18 protein-coding genes are annotated in these 17,827 nt (G+C 58.2%); 5 read left to right on the top strand and 13 right to left on the bottom strand.

Annotation, left to right across the window (positions count from 1 at the left end):
- Positions 1 to 7: 7 nt before the first annotated feature.
- Both DIT72_RS02255 and DIT72_RS02250 read right to left on the bottom strand, forming a co-directional pair.
- The gene (locus DIT72_RS02255) at positions 8 to 1,117 is read right to left on the bottom strand and encodes a multifunctional CCA tRNA nucleotidyl transferase/2'3'-cyclic phosphodiesterase/2'nucleotidase/phosphatase (protein ID WP_135953573.1); all 1,110 of its coding nucleotides are present in this window, start codon (positions 1,115 to 1,117) and stop codon (positions 8 to 10) included.
- Positions 1,118 to 1,249: 132 nt separating this feature from the next.
- A complete protein-coding gene (locus DIT72_RS02250) occupies positions 1,250 to 2,509 on the bottom strand; it encodes a conjugal transfer protein TraF (RefSeq protein ID WP_135953572.1) in 1,260 nt (419 codons plus the stop codon).
- Between the two features lie 255 nt (positions 2,510 to 2,764).
- Between DIT72_RS02250 and DIT72_RS02245 the strand changes: the two genes are divergently transcribed.
- Positions 2,765 to 3,307, top strand: a complete 543-nt coding sequence (locus tag DIT72_RS02245) for an LPP20 family lipoprotein (protein ID WP_135953571.1) — start codon at positions 2,765 to 2,767, stop codon at positions 3,305 to 3,307.
- A 14-nt stretch (positions 3,308 to 3,321) separates the two neighbouring features.
- Complete coding sequence (locus DIT72_RS02240; RefSeq protein WP_135953570.1) at positions 3,322 to 4,512, top strand: flagella assembly protein FlgT; 1,191 nt, start codon at positions 3,322 to 3,324, stop codon at positions 4,510 to 4,512.
- Between the two features lie 18 nt (positions 4,513 to 4,530).
- Here DIT72_RS02240 and DIT72_RS02235 read toward each other — a convergent pair whose 3' ends face one another.
- The 8 genes from DIT72_RS02235 to trhP form a co-directional block, all read right to left on the bottom strand.
- The gene (locus DIT72_RS02235) at positions 4,531 to 4,992 is read right to left on the bottom strand and encodes a SufE family protein (protein ID WP_135953569.1); all 462 of its coding nucleotides are present in this window, start codon (positions 4,990 to 4,992) and stop codon (positions 4,531 to 4,533) included.
- Positions 4,992 to 5,534 (bottom strand): putative Fe-S cluster assembly protein SufT, encoded by a 543-nt coding sequence (sufT, locus tag DIT72_RS02230; RefSeq protein ID WP_135953568.1) that lies wholly within the window; start codon positions 5,532 to 5,534, stop codon positions 4,992 to 4,994. The genes DIT72_RS02235 and sufT overlap by 1 nt, the downstream gene beginning before the upstream one ends.
- Before the next feature lie 185 nt (positions 5,535 to 5,719).
- A complete protein-coding gene (locus DIT72_RS02225; protein ID WP_135953567.1) occupies positions 5,720 to 6,073 on the bottom strand; it encodes a HesB/IscA family protein in 354 nt (117 codons plus the stop codon).
- Between the two features lie 13 nt (positions 6,074 to 6,086).
- Positions 6,087 to 7,340 (bottom strand): aminotransferase class V-fold PLP-dependent enzyme, encoded by a 1,254-nt coding sequence (locus tag DIT72_RS02220; RefSeq protein ID WP_135953566.1) that lies wholly within the window; start codon positions 7,338 to 7,340, stop codon positions 6,087 to 6,089.
- Positions 7,341 to 7,346: 6 nt separating this feature from the next.
- Positions 7,347 to 8,633 (bottom strand): Fe-S cluster assembly protein SufD, encoded by a 1,287-nt coding sequence (sufD, locus tag DIT72_RS02215; protein ID WP_135953565.1) that lies wholly within the window; start codon positions 8,631 to 8,633, stop codon positions 7,347 to 7,349.
- Between the two features lie 12 nt (positions 8,634 to 8,645).
- Positions 8,646 to 9,416, bottom strand: coding sequence for a Fe-S cluster assembly ATPase SufC (gene sufC / locus DIT72_RS02210; RefSeq protein ID WP_135953564.1), 771 nt, complete (start codon positions 9,414 to 9,416; stop codon positions 8,646 to 8,648).
- A gap of 393 nt (positions 9,417 to 9,809) precedes the next feature.
- Complete coding sequence (gene sufB / locus DIT72_RS02205) at positions 9,810 to 11,258, bottom strand: Fe-S cluster assembly protein SufB (RefSeq protein ID WP_135953563.1); 1,449 nt, start codon at positions 11,256 to 11,258, stop codon at positions 9,810 to 9,812.
- 493 nt (positions 11,259 to 11,751) lie between these two features.
- Entirely contained in the window at positions 11,752 to 13,071 is a 1,320-nt protein-coding gene (gene trhP / locus DIT72_RS02200) for a prephenate-dependent tRNA uridine(34) hydroxylase TrhP (protein WP_135953562.1), read from the bottom strand.
- 180 nt (positions 13,072 to 13,251) lie between these two features.
- On the opposite strand from trhP, the gene DIT72_RS02195 reads away from it, so the two are divergent.
- Positions 13,252 to 13,605, top strand: a complete 354-nt coding sequence (locus DIT72_RS02195; RefSeq protein ID WP_135953561.1) for a helix-turn-helix transcriptional regulator — start codon at positions 13,252 to 13,254, stop codon at positions 13,603 to 13,605.
- 63 nt (positions 13,606 to 13,668) lie between these two features.
- Here DIT72_RS02195 and fabB read toward each other — a convergent pair whose 3' ends face one another.
- Positions 13,669 to 14,880 (bottom strand): beta-ketoacyl-ACP synthase I, encoded by a 1,212-nt coding sequence (fabB, locus tag DIT72_RS02190; protein ID WP_135953560.1) that lies wholly within the window; start codon positions 14,878 to 14,880, stop codon positions 13,669 to 13,671.
- 10 nt (positions 14,881 to 14,890) lie between these two features.
- A complete protein-coding gene (gene fabA, locus DIT72_RS02185) occupies positions 14,891 to 15,400 on the bottom strand; it encodes a bifunctional 3-hydroxydecanoyl-ACP dehydratase/trans-2-decenoyl-ACP isomerase (protein WP_135953559.1) in 510 nt (169 codons plus the stop codon).
- A 180-nt stretch (positions 15,401 to 15,580) separates the two neighbouring features.
- On the opposite strand from fabA, the gene DIT72_RS02180 reads away from it, so the two are divergent.
- Positions 15,581 to 16,093: an SRPBCC domain-containing protein gene (locus tag DIT72_RS02180; protein ID WP_135953558.1), complete on the top strand. Its 513-nt coding sequence runs from the start codon at positions 15,581 to 15,583 to the stop codon at positions 16,091 to 16,093.
- Positions 16,094 to 16,135: 42 nt separating this feature from the next.
- Here the strand turns inward: DIT72_RS02180 and DIT72_RS02175 are convergent, their stop codons facing one another.
- Entirely contained in the window at positions 16,136 to 17,320 is a 1,185-nt protein-coding gene (locus DIT72_RS02175; protein ID WP_135953557.1) for an NnrS family protein, read from the bottom strand.
- A gap of 129 nt (positions 17,321 to 17,449) precedes the next feature.
- Here DIT72_RS02175 and DIT72_RS02170 point away from each other — a divergent pair, with 129 nt between their 5' ends.
- On the top strand, positions 17,450 to 17,821 hold the full coding sequence (locus DIT72_RS02170) for a SirB2 family protein (RefSeq protein WP_135953556.1): 372 nt from the start codon (positions 17,450 to 17,452) through the stop codon (positions 17,819 to 17,821).
- Positions 17,822 to 17,827 lie beyond the last annotated feature (6 nt).

The following is a 17,827-nucleotide window of genomic DNA, read 5'->3' as shown; positions in this document are numbered from 1 at the left end:
GTGTGTCTCAATGTGTGTGGTTGCTTTCGGAAATTCGCTGCAATCGCTCCTTGCGGATTGCCTCGCCCAGTTCTTTTCCCCTGTACCCCTGCGCCATCAATTCCTTTGCCTGAACAGCTGTGGCGGCACGCTGTGCCGATTCCAGCCAGTCCAGTTTTTCATGTTCGGTTTCCGGCAGGGCGCACTTGAGGGTGAGTAGTAATCCTGCGAACCGGTCGGCCCGTCGCCAGACATCGGCTTCATCCAGTATCCGCAGTAGCTCATCCGCCCGGTAGCTGTTCATGGCGTGAATCTGTGGTATCAGACTGGTGGTCAGTCGGGCCAGGTCCTGGCAATCGTTCGGGGCCTTCAGTTGTGCGCTTCGGTTGCGGGCTTCAGTCATGGGCAGTGGCGACATCAGTGCCGCAAATCGGGCAGCGGTCTCGCCACCACTACTGTGTGCACAGCGAAGTGCCGAAATTGCGGCCTGGAATTCATCTTCCTGGCACAGTTCCGGGATGATGTACGCCAGCGCCCCGCAATCCCGAAGGACCTCGAAGAAGGTGCCGGGTTCGTTTTCATGCAGTGCCCGCTGGATTTCCTGCCAGACCCGTTCCGGCACCAGGTGTTCGACTTCACCATCGTCGACCATCTGCTGCATCAGCGCCATGGTGGATTTTGCCACTGTGAAACCCAGCGGTTGCAGCCTTGCGGCAAACCGCGCGGTGCGAAGAATCCGCAAGGGATCTTCGGCAAAGGCTTCAGACACGTGGCGCAAGTTGCGGGTCCGGATGTCTTCGCGGCCTCCGAAAGGGTCTACAAGCTCGCCGTTGGTGGATTTGGCCATGGCATTGATGGTGAGATCCCGGCGCTTGAGGTCCTCCTCGAGGGTAACGTCGGGAGCGCTGTAGACGGAAAATCCGTGGTAGCCCTGCCCCTGCTTCCGCTCCGTTCGCGCCAGTGCGTATTCTTCGCGGGTATGGGGGTGCAGGAACACCGGGAAGTCCGCGCCGACCTGTTTGAAGCCCCGCTTCAGCATCTCGTCCGGGGTTGCGCCGGTGACTACCCAGTCCCGGTCTTTTACCGGCAGGCCAAGAAGTTCGTCACGTACTGCGCCGCCGACCAGATAGGTTTTCATGAATCGGGTAGTGCTCCTTGTGGAATGTTTGTGGGAGGATTATCAGGGTAAGGCCCGGCACTGGCAAACCCGGGGGGCACAAAAAAGCCCGGCACGGAGCCGGGCTTCAGAAGCGGGGTTATCCTGAGCGGATCAGAACGCCGCGCCAAGTTCGATGGCGGCACCAACGTCCGCGTCGCTGACCAGCGAGCCGATGTCCAGGCGGGCGCCGAACGGTGACAGGCCAATCCCGGCGGTAAACTGGGTATCTTCTTCAATGCCGTTGTTGTCGTCGTTGCTGGCAAGGTTCTGGCGCACGCCGACGCGCAGCTGGGCGTAACGGAAGGCATCGAATTCCGCGCCGAAGGCGACCCACTGGGTGTCGTCCTCGTAGCCGAAAGCTTCCTTCTTGGTCAGGTCCGCTTCCGCGGTTATAACGTGGAAGTCGCCTTTATGGGCGATGCCGGCAGTGACCATGGGGTTCAGCTCCAGGGTCCGTTCGTCTTCATCAGGGCGGTTTGCGGCCGAGTCCAGTTCCATGGGAATCAGGTTCTTGATCGACACACCAGCGTTCCACTGGTTGCGGGAGCCGAAAGCATAGGCGGCGCCGACATCCAGGTTGAATCCGCTTTTGTCGGTTTCGTTCTCGTCATTGTCGAAGTTATCGTCCTCGAAGCCGGATACCGATTGGGTGTATTGAAAGGTGCGGAGCTGAACGTATTTCGGTGAAAGCCCGATTTGTAACTGCGAGTCATTCTGCAGGTCAATGGAGGTGGCCAGAGAAATGCCGACCTCGGTAACTGCAGAAGCCAGGATGCTGCCACGGGATTGCAGGTCACGGTCAAGGTCGGCCCCGGCCAGGGTTGCGGGATCTGCATTCTCCAGGGTCGCCAGCAGCTGGTCGTCGTCCTGGTCAAGTTCACCTCGCACGGTCGCGCGCAGGTTGCCGTTGGTGAAAAAGCCGATGGAAACGGAATCTGTTGGCACAGCCAGAGCGATACCAATGCCGGCATCGATTCTGACAGTGTCACGATCAAAGTTGTTCAGTTGCTGTCTGAGCTCGCCGGCCGTTTGCCGGGCTTCTTCTTCGCTGGAGTTCTTGTCCAGTTGCTGGAAGCGGTCAATCGTGTCCTGAATGTCATCAATCTGGTCAATGGTCTCTTCTTCATCGGCAAAACGAGCGTTGACGGAGGGAAGGATAAGGCCGAAATCGTCGGACCAGTCGTGGTGCTCGGCAGCCATCATGGCCGGGTTGGAAGCCCCTGCTGCTGCCGGGTGAGCAATAGCGACACCGGTGCCAGCCATGGCAAAGGAGCGCGACGACATGAAGGTTTGCGGGCTGGCCATGGCAGAGGTGGTGGCAATGGACAGGCCAATGGCCAGAGAGAGCTTGCTCAGACGGTTTTCGGTCATGATGGGTCCTGATGATGCATTTGGATTGTCGGTTCGAAAATTACGCGAGCCTAAGACTAATCCAGTCGGTTTGGCGACACATCGGTTGTGAGGTAACGGTTTGTTTGCGGAGTGTAAATGGCGGTGGTTTTTTGCCGCCCTGGCGAGACAGAAACCGCATTTCCTGGTGTGGAGTTTATAGATTTCAGCCAGTTACAAAGGTTGGCCCGAATTTTTCATGGAAGCGGAGAACTGGTGTTTTTTCGGAGAATCAACATGACCCTGCGGTGGATACTGATACCTGCGCTGATGGTGACAATAATGGGCTGTGCCCCGATCGGGCAGCAACGGGATCCGGGCACCTCCGGGCAGCAGACCGAACTGGACCCGATTACGGTTCGGGTCAGCGGGTTTGGTACCTATGAGAATGTGTCGAAGGACAGGCTGAATACCCGCAAACGCCTGCTGGCCCGACGGGCGTCTCAGCTGGATGCCTACCGTAATCTTGCTGAGCGGGTTTATGGCACGGTGATTTACGGCAGCTCTACGGTGAATGACTTCGCATTGCAGAACGACATGTTCCGCACCTATGTGGACAGCTATATCCGTGGCGCCAAAATGGTGGCTGTGAATGAGCACAGCGACGGCGTTGTGGAAACCGTGATGGAGCTGAAGCTGGAGCCCAGGTTCCGCGCCTGTGTCTCCCGTGTTTCCGACCGGGAGGTACGGGACCTTTGTCCGATTCCCATGCCCGGAGACAATGACAGCGTCGGTGATGTGCAGAGCCGGGGCGTGGACTCCCTCTACTACCTCGACTGAGAGAGCAATTCTTCATGAAACCGGTAATTGTGGTTATTACAGCGCTGATGCTTGCGGCCAATGTTCAGGCCGTGGTGCTCGAGGCCATAGGGCATGCCACTATCCACAATAATGATGTGGACAGTGCCAGGCAGGAGGCCAGAAAAGCGGCCCTACGGGATCTGTCCCTGCAGTATGAGGCCCGGATCAGTAGCCGCGATACCATGGAAAACGGTGTGGTTACCGAGTCCCGTCTGCAGGTCGCTTCTTTGTCTCGAGCCAGGTCGGTGGAGGTGATAGATGAGTATCGACGGGGCAATCTGCTGAGGATGACCGTACGGGCCGACATGTCGGAAAGCGGAAGTTGCAGCGCGGGTGAGGCAAGCGGATTGAAAAAGCGGGTTGCGGTGACCGGCTTCCCCATGGTGTATCCGGATCAGGCGCGTATTGGCGGTATTGATGACGCCGGCGAAATCTTGCCGCAATTGCTGCAGGCGGATCTCAGGGATGCCGGCAATCTGCAGGTTTTCGGTGCCACCACTCAGCGTCTGTTCGGCGATCTTCTGAATGCGCCGACACAGCAGAAATTTGATAACCGTCTTACCAACGTCGTGCAGGTGGCGCGGGAGCTGGGTGTGCAGTTCGTGGTCGCCGGGGTGATTCGTGATGTGGCCGTGTCCGATCCGGACGCCTGGGGCAGTTCCATTATCGACCGTATGCAGCGGGGGATTGGCGCGGTGAACCAGAATCGGCGATTCGTGGCAGACCTGATGATTTATGACGGATTCAGTGGGTCACCGGTCTACCAGGAGCGTTTCGCAACCGAAGCGCGCTGGGATGCCGGCCCGGGCTCCTCCGACGGTTTCGGCTCGGCCGGCTTTCAGGAAACCGGTTATGGCCGGGCCGTTGGTAGCCTGATGAGGGATATGACCGCTGCTGTGAATGATGCCCTGGCCTGCCAGCCTTTCATTACCCGGGTAACCCGCGTGGACGGCAACAGGGTGACTCTGGATTCTGGTGCCACTGCCGGGCTGCGGCCGGGTGATGAGCTGAAACTTTACCGCAGTAACCGCTTTTTCGATTCTCCTGGTGCCACCCCGGAGCTGCAGGATAGCCGTACGACGATCACGTTGAACAACGTCCACCCGGATTTCAGTAACGGCAGGATTCCCGTCTCTGGCGGACAGATCAACATCCAGCGGGATGATGTGGCCATCGTCTGGTAAGCGCTTTTGCAGGCGCGGTCAGGCTGCAGCCGTTTCCGCCGCAATATCGCGGATCCTGCCTACCATGGCCCGAAGTCCGTTGCCACGGGTGGGTGAGATGTGGCGGAACAGATCCAGCCGCTCGAAAAGCTCGTCGATGTCGGTTGCCAGCAGTTCTCTGGGTGTCTTGCCATTCAGCGCCACCAGAATGATAGCGGCAAGGCCGCGAACGATAATGGCATCGGAATCGATCAACAGATACAGCCTGCCGCTCTGTTCATCGTAGTGATGAATCAGCCACACCTGGCTCTGGCAACCGTGCACGTAATTCTCTTCCCTGCGCTCGTCATCCGGGAATGGTGGCAGTTGTTTGCCCAGATCGATAATAAACGCGTAGCGTTCTTCCCAGTCGTCCAGGAATTCAAAGCCATCCACCACATCTTCCAGGGTGGTGTCTTTGCCCAGCGGATTGTCCAGAAAGTCCTGCTCAGAAGCGGTCATTACAACATCCCCAGTTCGAGCTTGGCTTCGTCGGTGAGCATGTCATTGTTCCAGGGCGGATCGAAGGTGAGTTCAACCGTCACCTTGTCGACATTGGGCACATGCTCGAGCTTGGTCTTGACGTCCTCGGTGATCACCGGGCCCATGCCGCAACCGGCGGCGGTCAGGGTCATCAGGACGTATACATGGTTGCCGTCTTCGGGATCGTTCTCAATCCTACAGTCGTAGATGAGGCCGAGATCCACCACGTTGACCGGAATTTCCGGGTCGTAGCAGTTTTTCATGGCTTCCCAGACCTGGTTTTCGTTCACGGTGCCGTCTTCGGGGGTTTCGAAGCTGCTTTCCAGGGGCTTCTTGCCCAGCGCATCGGCGTTGTGGCCCTCAATGCGAGCGAGGTTGCCGTTTACAGCAACGGTAAAGCTGCCACCCAGTGACTGCGTGATGGTCACAAAAGTATCCGACGGAATCATGATTTCCGTGCCGGTAGGCACCAGGCGTGCCTCTACTTCGCGTTTGGTCAGGACCACTTCCCGTTCTTGCATGCCGTTTGGGGCCTCGTTTTCTCTCTAGCTGGTTTGTCGGATTGCGCTTCGCTTAATCCGACCTACGTTTGTCAGGCTTGTCGGATTGCGCGTTGCTTAATCCGACCTACGTTTGTTGGTGCCGCGTACTCTGAGGAGCACACTGTAGGTCGGATTAGGCGAAGCCGTAATCCGACACCACCATATCAGGCAACCGTAAAACTCTCCCCACACCCACACTCGGCCGTCGCATTCGGATTGCGGAACTGGAACAGGGAGTTGACCCCTTCTGTCACAAAATCAATCTCGATGCCATTCACCATTGGCAGGTGTTCTTCCTTTACAAACAGGTCCACACCGTCGATGTGGAACACCTTGTCGTCCGTGCCGGCTTCTTCCACCCACTGGGTTTCGTACTTGAAGCCGGAACAGCCGCTTTTCTTGATGGCCAGGCGGATACCTTTCGCCTCGGGCCTCTTGTCCAGTTGTTTGCGGACATGTTTCACCGCAGTTGGCGTCATGGTGACGGCTACGGTTGGTGTGAAGACTTCGGCTGTCATGTTTCCACCTCCATCAGGCAAACAGGCGCTGAATTTTCTGCAGGGCAGTGAATAATTGTTCCACTTCTTGCTGGGTATTGTAAAACGCAAAGGACGCCCGGGCTGTACCGGGAACCCCGTAAAAGTCCATCAGCGGCATGGCGCAATGGTGGCCAGTGCGGATCTCGATGCCCTGCTGGTCCAGCAGGGTGCCTATATCACTGGGGTGCAGGCCGGCGATTTTAAAGGACATTACCGGCACTTTATTGCTGGCGGTACCAATCACTTCCATGCCGGGAACGGTTTCCACCAGCTCGTTGGCGCGGGCAAGCAGTGCGTTTTCCGCTGCCTCCAGGCCGGTGCGGTCAAGGCTGTCCAGGTAATCAATCGCGGCGCCCAGGCCAACTGCCTCGGCAATGGCCGGAGTGCCTGCTTCAAACTTGTAGGGCAGGGTGTTCCAGGTGGTGCGCTCGAAAGACACCCGCTCGATCATCTCGCCGCCACCCTGATAGGGAGGCATTTCTTCGAGCAGCTGGGCCTTGCCGTAAAGCGCGCCGACGCCGGTGGGGCCAAACAGCTTGTGGGCCGAGAACATGTAGAAGTCGCAGCCCAGCGCCCGCACATCCGGTTTGTAATGGGGCACTGCCTGGGCCCCATCGATCACGGTGATAACACCGCGGGCCCTGGCCTGCTCGATAAGCGGTGCAATCGGGTTAATGGTGCCCAGGACATTGGAAACGTGGGTCAGCGCCAGTATCCGGGTGCGGTCACCCAGCAGGCTGTTGAACGAGTCCGGATCCAGCTCGCCTTGCGGTGTGACCTGTACAGGAAGCACCCTGGCACCGGTGCGTTCGGCAATCATCTGCCAGGGCACGATATTGGCGTGGTGCTCCATATGGCTGACCAGGATTTCATCACCCGGCCTGAGACGCCCCGCCAGGCCATTGGCTATCAGGTTAATGGCCTCGGTGGTGCCTCGGGTAAAGATAATCTCACGGGTACTTTCTGCGTTCAGGAATGACCGGACTTTCTCTCGGGCACCCTCGAACGCACTGGTCGCACGGTCACCCAGCGTGTGGGCGCCCCGGTGGACGTTGGAGTGGATTTCCCGGTAGTACCGATCCATGGCATCCAGTACGGCAACGGGCTTCTGGGCAGAGGCGCCGTTGTCCAGATATACCAGGGGCTTGCCGTTGATCTGCTGATCAAGAATCGGAAAGTCCCGCCGCACAGCATCGACGTCAAATGTCGCCTTGCCAGCCTTGTTTGCCACGGAAAGGTCTGTCATAACCGGTCAGGCCTCCTCAAATGTCTGGTCAAAAAACTCGTTCAGCCGGAGCTGGGCAGCATCTTTGACTGCCTGGACCGGAATCTGTTCAACGAGTTCGTTAATGAACGCCATAGTCAGAAGCGTATTGGCCTCGCGGCGCCCGATGCCCCGGGAAACCAGGTAGAACAGGGATTTCCTGTCCAGTTGGCCAATGGTGGCGCCGTGGGCGCACTTGACGTCGTCTGCGTAAATTTCCAGCTCGGGCTTGGTATCGATTTCCGCGCCGGTAGAGAGCAACAGATTCTTGTTGTTCATGTTGGCGTTCGACTTCTGGGCATCCTCATGAATATGGATGCGGCCGTTGAAAACAGCATGGGACTGGTCCGCAGCAATGTTGCGGTAGGTTTCCTCGCTGTTGCAGTGGGCAGCCACGTGCTCAATCGAGGTGTGGTTGTCATAGTGCTGCTTGCCCTGGGTAACCACCACACCATTCAGTTTGCACTCGCCGCCTTCACCTTCGAGGCGAACCATCAGGTCATGACGGCGCAGCGGTCCGCCGAAGCCGACGCAATGGCTTTCAAAGCGGGAGCTGGCTGCCTGGCGGACACCGGTAGCGCCAATGTGCTGGACGTTCTCGCCTTCCATTACCAGGCGCACGCTGGTGACATTGGCACCGTCGCCCAGTGTGAATTCTGTCACTGAATCGACCATGACCGGCTCGTCACCACTGGAGAGATACTCCTCCACCAGCGTGATCTGGCTGTGCCGCGCCGCTTCTACATAGATACGCGGGTAGGCTGAGCCGGAAGCCGTGCCGGTTACTTCGTGCACGACGAACAGTGGGTGGTCGAGCACGGCTTCTTTGTCCAGGCGGATGTACAGACCATCTTCAAAGCGGGCCGAGTTGAGCCTTGCCATCTGTACTGCGCGACTGTCCAGAGTATTGTCCAGGCGTTCGGCAAGGGCAGCCGCATCGCTGTCATCAAGATCACCGAAACGCTGAATGAGGATGCCATCAAGATCGGGAAAATCCGAAGCCTCCGGAACCATTACACCATTACGGAAGACCACGCGGTAACCGGGCAGTGACAGGCTGAGGCCATCCTTACCGGTTGCCGGCAGCGTCGCGGCCAGCCCGTCCGTCAGCTTGAGGTACCGGCTGGAGTATTTCCAGTTTTCGGTTTTGCGGGTTGGCAATGGCATGTCCACCAGGGCCGTACCCCGTTGTCTGCGCAGCTCCAGCAGCGGCGCGGGCAGCGAATGCCCACCGGGCTCAAGGAAGGCGCTGGAAAGCGTTGGTGCTGGTTTCATTCGGCGACCTCCTTAGCTGGCTGCACTGGGAGCGGCTTCTTCTTTCACGCCGAGCCAGCCGTAACCGCGCTCTTCAAGCTCCAGCGCCAGCTCACGGCCACCGGACTTGACGATCCGGCCACCGGCAAGAACATGCACATAATCCGGCACGATGTGATTAAGCAGCCGCTGGTAGTGAGTCACCATCAGAATGGCACGGTCATCCGCGCGCAGTGCGTTCACGCCCTTGGAAACGACCTGCAGGGCATCGATATCAAGCCCCGAGTCGGTCTCATCCAGAATCGCCAGCTTCGGCTGAAGCAGCAGCGCCTGCATGATTTCGTTACGCTTCTTCTCGCCACCGGAGAAGCCTTCGTTGACGCCACGCTTGAGGAAGGCGGGATCCAGGTCGACCTGTTTGGAAACTTCCCTGGCCAGCTTCATGAACTCAGCTGCGTTCATCTCCGGCTCGCCACGGTGTGTGCGCATGGCGTTAACGGCGGTGCGCAGGAACTGAAGGTTGCTGACACCAGGAATCTCGACCGGGTACTGGAACGCCAGGAAGATACCCTCGCGGGCCCGCTCCTCGGTTTCCAGATCCAGCAGGTTATCGCCGTTCAGGGTAATCTCGCCTTCGGTCACCTCAAACGTCTCATTGCCTGCAAGTACCTGTGACAGCGTACTTTTGCCTGAGCCGTTCGGGCCCATAATGGCATGAACTTCCCCGGCTTTGATCTCCAGGTCGATACCCTTGAGAATTTCTTCACCCTCAACGGATGCGTGCAGGTTCTTGATGCTCAGCATTTATGGCTTCTCTCTTCCTGATGTCTGAATTCTTGTGCCTTGGGCTGACTGCCAACTGTGGGGGAGTCAGCCCTCGGCCAGGCCCTTCCGGGATACGCTGTGAATACGTCCATGTACGCTCGGAAAAATCATCCCTGATTTTTACGATCCCGGAAGGGCCTGCCCGATGGCTTCCGCATACTTTTGTGTTTGCCGTCCGGAGCTAAATAACGTTGCTCGGAAGACTGAATATTAGTGCCCGTTAGATGTCCGGGTCAGTGAGCAGGTTGGGTGTTCCGAAACCCTAAAAAACAGGGATGTTTTTTAGGAGCCTACATGGACGTATTCACGGCGTGTTCCGGAATAGCCAACCTGCTCGCTGACCTTCACCAAAGCCAACGGGGCAATACCAAACTAGCCAACCGACCCCTCAAGGCTGACCTCAAGCAACTTGCCAGCCTCAACGGCAAACTCCATCGGCAACTCCTTGAACACCTCTTTACAGAAGCCGTTCACAATCATGGATACGGCCTGCTCCGGGTCGATACCGCGCTGGCGGCAGAGGAACATCTGCTCGTCGCTGACCTTGGAGGTGGTTGCCTCGTGCTCGACGATGGCGGATTTGTTCTTGCTCTCGATGTACGGGAAAGTGTGGGCGCCGCAGCGGTCGCCGATCAGCAGCGAATCACACTGGGTATAGTTACGCGCACCTTCCGCACCGGGGCCGAACTTCACCAGGCCGCGATAGGAGTTGGAGCTTCTGCCAGCGGAAATGCCCTTCGAGATGATGGTGCTGGAAGTATTCTTGCCCAGGTGAATCATCTTGGTGCCGGTATCGGCCTGCTGGTAATTGTTGGTCAGCGCCACCGAGTAGAATTCGCCCACGCTGTTGTCACCACGCAGAATGCAGCTGGGATACTTCCAGGTGACCGCCGAACCAGTCTCGACCTGTGTCCAGGAGATCTTCGAGTTCCTGCCAATGGCGGCACCGCGCTTGGTAACGAAGTTGAAGATGCCGCCCTTGCCGTTCTCATCGCCCGGATACCAGTTCTGGACGGTGGAATATTTGATCTGCGCATCGTCCAGGGCAACCAGTTCAACCACCGCGGCGTGGAGCTGGTTTTCGTCCCGCATGGGGGCGGTGCAGCCTTCCAGGTAGCTTACGTAGCTGCTGTCTTCGGCAATAATCAGGGTGCGCTCGAACTGCCCGGTGTTGGCCGCGTTTATACGGAAATAGGTGGACAGCTCCATGGGGCAGCGCACGCCCTTGGGCACGTAAACAAAGGTGCCGTCAGAGAAGACTGCGGAGTTCAGGCCGGCGAAGAAGTTATCGCCGGCAGGAACCACTGAACCCAGGTATTTTCTGACCAGTTCCGGGTAGTCCTGGATGGCCTCGGAAATGGAGCAGAAAATCACACCGGCCTTGGCCAATGGTTCCTTGAAAGTGGTTGCCACAGAGACCGAGTCGAATACCGCATCCACTGCCACGCCAGCCAGTTTTTCACGCTCGTGCAGGGGAATGCCCAGTTTCTCGTAGGTTCTGAGCAGCTCCGGATCCACTTCGTCCAGGCTCTGGGGCATGTCTTCCGGGCGCTTGGGCGCGGAATAGTAGGAAATCGAGTTGTAGTCGATTTTCGGATAACCAACGTGCGCCCAGTCCGGCTCGTCCATTTCCAGCCAGCGACGGTAGGCTTTCAGGCGCCATTCCAGCATCCATTCCGGCTCTTTCTTGATGCCGGAAAGGCGGGCAATCACGTCTTCGTTCAGGCCGGGCTCGAAGGTGTCGGATTCGATGTCTGTTACGAAACCGTGTTCGTATTCCCGTTTGATCAGCTCGTTCACCTCTTTGTCGGTGGTCGCCATGATCGTCGCTCCGTATTCTCTCATCTCGGGCTTTTTAGCCCCTGGTGTCGCCGGTAGCCCTGCTTTGGAGCCACCTCGCGGATGTAAATTTTCAGGTGTTGCAATGGTCGCCCAGCAAGTGAGTACGCCCTGCAATCGGTTTCTGGATGACGGATTTGGGTTTGCCCTGTTGATAACCAAGGGCAATTTCCGTTTCTTCTGGTGAGTGAGTATACAATACCAGAGTAAATTAGTCAGGTATTAAATTGTACGCGTCATGATTATACCTTAATCGTCCCTTGGGGCACTAAGGGGGTGGCAATTGTGGTGATAGCCTTGGTGTTTATAAGACTGAATGGTTCGGGGAGGGCGTCAGGCGGCGCTGGCCCCCAAAACACGCCGTGAACCCATCCATGGGGGCTCGGCATTGCCATCCCTGGCAATGCACGGTTTTGTGAGCCAGCGCCGCCTGATGCCTTCGACTAATTGCTGGTCTCCACAACCCGAAACGCTGTTACGTAGACGATGGCAGAATTCGGGTCAGGTAGCTGTAGTCGAGGGATTCAGGGATCTGTGCTGGTTTCGGGATTCGGACGATATGGCCGCTACCGGGGGCGTACCCCATGACTTCACCGTTCCGGTTTTCCATGGTTTCTGCGCTGAACCGCAGGTTACCGGCCGGGGTGATCAGTTCGAGAGAATCGCCGGGAGCAAACCTGTTCTTTACGTCGATGGTCAGCCATTGGTCATTGACGTCGGCAATGGTGCCGACGACCTGCTGGGTGCCGTTCAGGGACGAGCCCTGTTCGTAGTTCTGGTATTCCTGGGGGACGTGGCGGCGCAGGAAGCCTTCGGTGTAGCCGCGGTTGGAAAGGGCTTCGAGTTGGTCCATCAGGTTCATGTCGAAGGGTTTGTCTGTCATGGCGTCGTCGATGGCGCGGCGGTAGGCCTGGGTGGTTCGGGCGACGTAGTAGGTGCTTTTGGTGCGGCCTTCGATTTTCAGGGAGTGGATGCCCATCTCCGCTAGCCTGGCGACGTGCTGGACGGCGCGGAGGTCTTTGGAGTTCATGATGTAGGTGCCGTGTTCGTCTTCGTAGGCGGGGATGTAGCTTCCGGGGCGGTTGGGTTCTTCCAGCAGGATTTCCCGCGGTTCGGCTGTCCGGACATCGCCATTGGTCGAGGTGGCGATGAGATCGCCTGTCTGGTCGTGGCTGTGGCCCACTTTCTTGTAGTTCCAGCGACAGGCGTTGGTGCAGGCGCCCTGGTTGGCGTCGCGGTGGTTCATGTAGCCCGACAGCAGGCAGCGGCCGGAGTAGGCCATGCAGAGGGCGCCGTGGACGAACACTTCCAGTTCCATTTGCGGCACGTTTTCGCGGATTTCGCGGATTTCGTCGAGGGCCAGTTCCCGGGACAGGATGACACGGCTGATGCCCTGCCTGCGCCAGAATTCAACAGTTGCCCAGTTGACAGCGTTGGCCTGCACGGACAGGTGTATGGGCTGGTCCGGCCATTTCTCCCGTACCAGCATGATCAGCCCCGGGTCAGACATGATCAGGGCGTCCGGCCGGTATTCCAGTACCGGCTCAAGGTCGCGCAGGTAACTGCGCACCTTGTCATTATGGGGCGCGATGTTGGATACCAGGTAGAACTGCTTGCCCAGTTCGTGGGCGCGGGTGATGCCTGCACCCAGCGCGGTAATGTTTTTGAAGCTGTTGTTCCTTACTCTCAGCGAGTACCGGGGCTGGCCGGCATAAACGGCATCGGCGCCATAGGCAAAGGCGGTTTCAAGGTGTTCGGCAGTGCCGGCTGGGGCGAGGAGTTCTGGGGTGTGCATGGGGGCTCCGGATAACGCCATCAGTAGTTCAAAAGGTTAAAAGCGGCCCATAGTGCCCTATCGGATCGTGTTTTCCCTTGATGCGCCTCAAGCCTGGATATGGTTATTTTCGGCTAACATGTGTACGCTGACGTCCGGGACTGTTCATTGCCCCGCATTGAGATATCAGGAGTAAGAAACATGCAGTCAGATCCGATGGAGTCCCTCGCGGCGAAGGCACCGTTCAGTGCGCGAGTGACTTCGTTGATTGCCGGACATCTGGAACGTGGTCGGGTAGGGGTGGAAGCCATTGCCTCACAGCTGCACATGAGCCGGCATACGCTTCACAAAAGGTTGAAGCGGGAGGGCCTCACCTTCGCGGCTTTGCTGGAGCAAATCAGGCGTGAGCGCGCATTGGCGTACCTGAACGACCGCAGCAAGTCTCTGGTGGAAATTGCCGAGCAGCTGGGGTTCTCGGAGCTCAGTGCGTTCAGTCGTGCTTTCAAGCGCTGGATGGGAAAATCCCCCGGCGCCTACCGCTCCATGGCAGCGTAAAGGGCTCGGATCAGGCTGCCAGGGCAGCGAATGCGCATACCCTGGCGATTGTTCCGGCAGCTGTCAGGCTTTCCTGAACACCAGCGTGCCGTTGGTGCCGCCAAAGCCAAAGCTGTTGCTCATCACCAAGGGCAGGTCGACGTTGTCCCGCCGTTCCCGCACGATGGGATAGCCTTCGGCGCCCTCATCAAGGTTCTCGATGTTGGCGGATGGTGCGATAAAGCCTTCCCGCTGCATGATCAGGCTGTAGATGGCTTCGTGCACACCGGCAGCGCCAAGGGCATGGCCGCACAGTGGTTTGGTGGAACTCAGCGGGGGTATCCTGTCACCGAAGGTCTCCTTCAATGCCTTCAGCTCGGTGACATCCCCGGCGGGAGTGCTGGTGCCGTGGGTGTTGATGTAGCTGATCTCGCCGTCCACATTCTTCATCGCCTGCTGCATGCAGCGAATCGCGCCTTCGCCGCTGGGGGCGACCATGTCGGCGCCGTCAGAGGTGGCACCGAAGCCGACCAGTTCGGCCAGGATGGTGGCGCCGCGTGCCTCGGCATGCTCCAGTGCCTCCAGTACCAGTACACCGCCACCACCGGATATCACAAAACCGTCCCGGTCCCTGTCATAGGTGCGGGATGCGCTTCCCGGAGTGTCATTGTACTTGGTGGACAGTGCACCCATGGCGTCAAACATCAGGCTCAGAGTCCAGTGAATATCTTCGCCGCCACCGGCGAACATGATGTCCTGGCGGCCCAGAGCAATCAGGTCGCCGGCATGACCAATGGAGTGTGCGCTGGTGGCGCAGGCGGAAGTAATACCGTAGTTAACGCCGGTAATGCCGAATGCGGTTGCCAGGGAAGCATTGATGGCGCTGCCCATGGTGCGAGGCACCCGGTAAGGGCCAACCCGGCGGATGCCTTTGGCGCGATGGGTATCAATCGCATCCATCAGTTCCACCGTGGAGGCACCACCGGCACCCATGATCACGCCGGTGGAGTTGGCGCGGATCTGGTCATCGGTAAGCCCTGCCTGCTCAATGGCCTCCTTCATCGCCAGGTAGGAGTATCCTGAGGCCGGACACATGAAGCGCATCAGCTTGCGGTCGATCAGTTCCGGCAGGTTCAGGTCGATCTGGCCGCAGACGTGGCTGCGCAGGCCATTGTCCTTGGCTTCCTGACTGAAGCCGATGCCGGGAATCGAGTCCCGCAATGACCGGGTCACTTCGTCTTTATTGGTTCCGAGGCTGGAGACAATCCCCATACCTGTAATGACAACACGACGCATTTAATGGCTCCTAGAAGTCATCCGTTGAATTGAACATGCCGACCTTCAGGTCTTTGGCGGTGTATATCTCGCGGCCATCCACTTCCATGCTGGCGTCAGCGATCGCCATGGTGAGCTTGCGGCGAATGACCCGTTTGATATCAAGGTGATAGCGGACCAGTTTGTTTGTTGGCAGCACCTGGCCAAAAAATTTCACCTCACCGCATCCCAGTGCCCGGCCTTTGCCCTCACCACCGGTTGCCGCCAGGAAAAACCCCACCAGTTGCCACATGGCGTCCAGCCCCAGACAGCCCGGCATGACCGGGTCGTCGACGAAATGAACCTTGAAGAACCACAGGTCCGGGTCGATATCCAGCTCGGCAACGATGCTGCCCTTGCCATAGAGTCCGTCGGTTTCGCTGAAATGGGTAACGCGGTCCATCATCAGCATTTCATTGATAGGCAGCCGCATCTTGCCCGGGAAAAGTGTGCCGTGCCCGCAGGCGATCAAGTCCGCCTTGTCAAAGTGATCGGGGGTCATAATGCCATTGTTCCTGTTACAAAATGGTTTCCTATACTTTAGCTGTTATTCAGCATTTGGCTATTGACCATTGGTTGCAGTTTTCAGGGAAATGGCGGTTAGTGGTTGATGGTGATCAAGGTGTTTTTCCGAGCTTTTGGTTATTTTTCAGGCTGATCCTGAGAGATGCAAGGAGCTGCCATGTCAGCCAAGAGTGAAGCCTGGGGCGAACTGAGCCGCAGGGACGGCCGCGTAAGTGCAACGCTGAAGCGCAGGACAGATCATGGTCCGGCGCAGGTATGGGCAATGCTTACCAGCCCGGTCAATCTGGCCAACTGGCTGGCTCCGGGCACGGTCGAGCAATGGCAGGGCGGTTCGGTGAAAATTGATTTTGGGCAGAGTGGCTCGGCGATAGACAGCTACGTTCGCGCTATCAGGCCCGAGCGGCTGCTGGAATATTCCTGGAGCGCCGGCAGTGAGCCGCAACGGCCAGTGCGCTGGAGTCTGGTTCCGGAGCTGGAGGGAACGTTGATAGAGCTGACATTGCTGTTGCCGGACGACGATCGGGTGGCAATTTCCTGCGCTGGCTGGGACGCCCACCTTGAAATGTTGATGGCGTCACTGGAAGGTATCCACATCCACTTTCCTGCTGACCGCTTCCGCGAGGCGAGGGCAGCATTCACTGCAATCGCCGGGGAAGAGCTGGCCGCCTGACCGGCTCTTTTCCCCAAGGGTCTTCGTGAAGGCCCTGAAGGCTCAGCCTTCCTTGCCGTCGGGCCGGGGTGACGCCAGTATCCGGGTATAGCGGGCCAAAAAAACAGCAAATGCGAGCATCCATAACAGGGAGCTTGCTCCCACACCCGCGTGCCAGGGTATGACATCGAAAGCGGTTACCACGCGCACAAGGGCTGCCAGTTGAATCATCCAGAATGCGGCGACCATGCCCGCTGGCAGAACCAGCGGGCGGCCGGTATGACCCAGGGAAACCCTGGCGATAACACCCAGGATCAGACAGCCAACGGCTCCGGTGCCGGCGGCATGTGTCCAGGCGTTGGTGGGCCAGCCGGCCAGCAGGGAACCGGCGAGCAGCAACAGTGCAACCGGCACCCAGAGGATGGACAGGTGTAGCACCCAGAGCAGTGGTTCCTTGCGGAACAGCCAGCCTTTCCAGCCGGCAAGACGCACCAGCATCAGCACGGCCGCGGTAATGGCGAGAATGGCTGTTACGGTTTGCCAGCCTGAAACCAGTGATGCCATCAGCAGTATCATGCTGAACAGCGCGGCCATGTCCAGGGCCGGGATCATTTTGACCCGGGTTGCATCCTGCCCCCTTTGACGGAGCCAGCCTGCGGAGAAGGCCGGGGTGATGCGACCGCCAATGATGCTGATCAGTGCCATGGCCATGATCAGAGCGCCGTAGCTGAAGGCAGGATCAAGCCGGATTACAAAGCCGATCTGCATCAGCCAGAGCAGGCCCAGTACCACCAGAATCATCAGCTGCCGCTTCTGCTTCGCATGCCATACGCGCCAGCCGGCATCCAGCATCACCAGGGGCAGGAAGGCCAGGTTCACGCCATGAACCAGCCAGTCCGGCAGGCCCGCGCCGAATGCCAGTAACAGTCGCCCTGCGAGCCAGACACCCCACAACAGAACGAGTCGCAAGCCATGGGTGCGTTCAGTCTGGGTCCATACGCAGACAGCGGTCAGCAGGAAGCCTGCGATAGCTGCCGACAGGAAGCCGAACAGCATTTCATGCTGATGCCAGAACAGCCCCGGCATGGCCAGCGGCAGTTGAATGGCACCGCTGACCTGCAGAATCCACACGGGAATGGCAAGGATAGCCAGCACCGTCATGGACAGGAAGAAAATGCGGAACGGGTAGCCGAACAGCTGGCGGACGCTTGCGTCCCCTGCAGTTTCGGTGGTGGGAATAGCCGGCATGACAATGACTCCACTGGCTGTCTGAATATAATGTGTATATTAGATAAATGTTTAAAAGAATAACATACCCATGAGGCGGTAGTTTTGCGTACAATGGAGCTATCAACTTGATTCCCAATGGATTAATTTATGAATAGCTACCTGGTCCTGAAAAGTATCCATATGCTTGCAGCCTATCTTACGGTAGTGCTGTTCTCCCTGCGTCTGCTGCTGGATGCGGTGGGCAAGCCCGACTGGCGCAGGACTCCGCTGCGGTGGATCCCGCACGCCAACGATACGGTCCTGCTGGTGGCCGCCATCGGGCTGCTGTTTGTAACGCCCTGGATGCCGTTTGTACATGGCTGGCTGACGGCGAAAATTGTCCTGCTGGTCGGTTACATTGTGGCCGGAGTGTTCGCGCTGAAGGAAACCCTTGGCTTGAAAGTGCGGGTGATAGCCGCGGTACTGGCGCTGGTCCAGATCACCGCCATTTTCCATCTGGCTATCGCCAGACCCTTCTGATGCGGG

Source organism: Marinobacter orientalis, from assembly GCF_004792665.1.
GTDB classification, from domain to species: domain Bacteria; phylum Pseudomonadota; class Gammaproteobacteria; order Pseudomonadales; family Oleiphilaceae; genus Marinobacter; species Marinobacter orientalis.
This window is presented reverse-complemented; position numbering and strand designations above follow the sequence as displayed.

Coding starts and splice junctions, on each gene's coding strand:
- sufC (WP_135953564.1), bottom strand. CDS start 9,416: ATGCTGAGCATCAAGAACCTGCACGCATCCGTTGAGGGTGAAGAAATT.
- DIT72_RS02195 (WP_135953561.1), top strand. CDS start 13,252: ATGCAGTCAGATCCGATGGAGTCCCTCGCGGCGAAGGCACCGTTCAGT.
- DIT72_RS02180 (WP_135953558.1), top strand. CDS start 15,581: ATGTCAGCCAAGAGTGAAGCCTGGGGCGAACTGAGCCGCAGGGACGGC.
- DIT72_RS02235 (WP_135953569.1), bottom strand. CDS start 4,992: ATGACCGCTTCTGAGCAGGACTTTCTGGACAATCCGCTGGGCAAAGAC.
- sufD (WP_135953565.1), bottom strand. CDS start 8,633: ATGAAACCAGCACCAACGCTTTCCAGCGCCTTCCTTGAGCCCGGTGGG.
- DIT72_RS02220 (WP_135953566.1), bottom strand. CDS start 7,340: ATGACAGACCTTTCCGTGGCAAACAAGGCTGGCAAGGCGACATTTGAC.
- DIT72_RS02250 (WP_135953572.1), bottom strand. CDS start 2,509: ATGACCGAAAACCGTCTGAGCAAGCTCTCTCTGGCCATTGGCCTGTCC.
- sufB (WP_135953563.1), bottom strand. CDS start 11,258: ATGGCGACCACCGACAAAGAGGTGAACGAGCTGATCAAACGGGAATAC.
- trhP (WP_135953562.1), bottom strand. CDS start 13,071: ATGCACACCCCAGAACTCCTCGCCCCAGCCGGCACTGCCGAACACCTT.
- DIT72_RS02245 (WP_135953571.1), top strand. CDS start 2,765: ATGACCCTGCGGTGGATACTGATACCTGCGCTGATGGTGACAATAATG.
- DIT72_RS02255 (WP_135953573.1), bottom strand. CDS start 1,117: ATGAAAACCTATCTGGTCGGCGGCGCAGTACGTGACGAACTTCTTGGC.
- fabB (WP_135953560.1), bottom strand. CDS start 14,880: ATGCGTCGTGTTGTCATTACAGGTATGGGGATTGTCTCCAGCCTCGGA.
- DIT72_RS02170 (WP_135953556.1), top strand. CDS start 17,450: ATGAATAGCTACCTGGTCCTGAAAAGTATCCATATGCTTGCAGCCTAT.
- DIT72_RS02175 (WP_135953557.1), bottom strand. CDS start 17,320: ATGCCGGCTATTCCCACCACCGAAACTGCAGGGGACGCAAGCGTCCGC.
- DIT72_RS02240 (WP_135953570.1), top strand. CDS start 3,322: ATGAAACCGGTAATTGTGGTTATTACAGCGCTGATGCTTGCGGCCAAT.
- DIT72_RS02225 (WP_135953567.1), bottom strand. CDS start 6,073: ATGACAGCCGAAGTCTTCACACCAACCGTAGCCGTCACCATGACGCCA.
- sufT (WP_135953568.1), bottom strand. CDS start 5,534: ATGCAAGAACGGGAAGTGGTCCTGACCAAACGCGAAGTAGAGGCACGC.
- fabA (WP_135953559.1), bottom strand. CDS start 15,400: ATGACCCCCGATCACTTTGACAAGGCGGACTTGATCGCCTGCGGGCAC.